The sequence below is a fragment of the Corallococcus sicarius genome (genome assembly GCF_003611735.1).
Taxonomy (GTDB): domain Bacteria; phylum Myxococcota; class Myxococcia; order Myxococcales; family Myxococcaceae; genus Corallococcus; species Corallococcus sicarius.
In genome coordinates, this window is record NZ_RAWG01000625.1 from 1 (window position 1) to 1,469 (window position 1,469).

The window sequence follows — 1,469 nt, forward strand, 5'->3', positions numbered from 1 at the left end:
CGTCATCATCACGTATCCGTTCCTCTTCAACTCGGTCGGCTACTGACGCGGGTGGGGGTGAAGGCCCCGCGTCAGTAGCCGACCGAGTTGAAGAGGAACGGATACGTGATGATGACGAGGCCGCCCTTGGGGGTGGGGAACTGCCAGCCCTTCAGGCTGCTGAGGATGCACGCTTCGACGGAGGCGTTGCGCAGGGTGGAGGACTTCGTCTTGGCGGAGGCGACGCGACCGTTGAGCCCGATGCTCCACTCCAGCACGACCTTGCCGGCGAGTCCCGGGTCCTTGAGCAGCGCGCGTTCATAGCAGCCGTGCACCTCGTTGAGGTGGCTGTTGATGACCTTGGCCACGGCCTCGCGGTCCACGGTGCCCTGGGTGGAGGAGATGCTGCGCGCGGTGGCGCGCGTGACGGTGCCGCCCACCGCGCCCTTGCCCACGCCGCCCGCGCCCAGCGCGCCAATGCCGCCGCCGCCCTTGCCGCGCAAGAGCTCCGCGCCCAGCGTGGCGCCGCCGCCCTTGCCGCCGCCGCCCAGGCCGAAGGTGCCCAGGCCCGCGTTGGCGATGGGCGCCTTGCCGATGAGCCCGGAGAGTTTGTAGTTGGTCTGCTTGACGTTCTTGTTGCCCGGGCCGCTGCCCAGCTTGTCCACGGCGGCCAGCAGGTCATTGGCGGCGGGGCCGGCGGCGGACAGCTTCGCGAGCGCCTTCAGGGCCTTGCTCTCCGGCGCGGCGGCCACGGCCTTGGGAGGCGGGGCCTGCTTCACGGGCTTGGGCGGGGCCTTCTCCGCGACGACGGGCTTCTCCTTGACGGGCTCCTTCTTCTTGAGCGCCTCCAGCTTCTTCTTGGCCTCTTCCTTCTTCTTGGGCTCGGGCGCGATGAGGCGCAGGGCCACGGGCGGCAGGTTCTTCTGGGTGAAGTCCGCGGTCGCCGGGCCCTCGGGCGCGGTGGCGATGAAGTAGCTCGCGCCGCCGCCGAAGAGGGCGAGGAAGAAGAGGGTCAGCCAGGGCAGGCCCTTGAGCGGGTTGACGAAGACGCGCTCGGGCATGGGCGCCGCGTAGGCGACGAGCGACATCTTGCCCTGGGTGAGGCGGGCCGCGGCGCCTTCGCGCAGCGTGACGAAGCGGCGGCTGCCGTCGGACTCGAGCGCCGCGGAGGTGACGGGGGCGAAGCGGCCGTCCGCGCTGGCCTTCTCCACGTCGGTGCCGGGGGGCACGAAGAGGCGGTAGTTGCCGTTGACGGCTTCGGCGAGCGTGAAGGCATCGCCCTCGGGGAGGGTGAAGCCCCAGAGCGGCATGGGGGCCAGCTCATCCATGGCCGCCTTGACGGGCTTCTTCGCGTCCGGGGCGAAGCGGCGCGCGTCGCGGCGCACGGCGCCCCAGTACAGCTCCATGTAGAGCTGGGCGGCGCCCTTCCGGCCCGGGCCGATCTTCGGCGCGTGCGTGGGGCGGGTGGCCGGGGGGGACTCGCGCAGGAG

The 1,469-nt window shown here is 71.4% G+C and carries 1 protein-coding gene; it reads right to left on the reverse strand.

Features of this window, described 5'->3' with window-relative positions; genetic code table 11:
• Positions 1 to 71 precede the first annotated feature (71 nt).
• Positions 72 to 1,469: AgmX/PglI C-terminal domain-containing protein (locus tag D7X12_RS41325; RefSeq protein WP_147443999.1), on the reverse strand; the 1,398-nt coding region annotated here is incomplete at its 5' end.